Source organism: Mycobacterium sp. DHQP2018-32-09 (assembly GCF_058148405.1).
On the sequence record NZ_JBYVYK010000177.1, the window covers coordinates 1 to 409 of the forward strand.

A 409-nucleotide genomic window follows, 5' to 3' on the forward strand; every position below is an offset into this window, starting at 1 on the left:
CAGTTCGGAGTGGAAGGAAAGTCAACGGCCGTTACCTATCTCACGGACGGCGCGGCCCGAGACCTGATCGACCGATTGGAGCGTGCCCTACGCGTACTCCCGACTTCGAAATAATTGTTGACCGCAGCCCAGTATAGAACTATACTGGGCTTTCTATATTTCAGGAGCCGAAAATGACTGACGATCTGATTCTCTTCCACCGTGAAATCCTCCGCTGGATCGAAGATGGGTGTCCGGAGCACGCTAGCTTCATGGACCGTATGGGGCTGTGCCTCAATGCCGAAGTTTGGCTGTACGATCGCATCTCGGAACAGCCGGAGGCGTGGAAAAAGAGCCGCGAATTCCGTCAGGCGCTGATCAACCAGTTCGTGATCGCGGGGCTGCACGATACATATCCGTTCAATGAGTT

1 protein-coding gene is annotated in these 409 nt (G+C 54.5%); it reads left to right on the top strand.

Annotation, left to right across the window (positions count from 1 at the left end; genetic code table 11):
- Positions 1–173: 173 nt before the first annotated feature.
- The coding region (locus AC30CM_RS27230; RefSeq protein WP_490120011.1) for a hypothetical protein at positions 174–409 on the top strand (236 nt) is incomplete at its 3' end.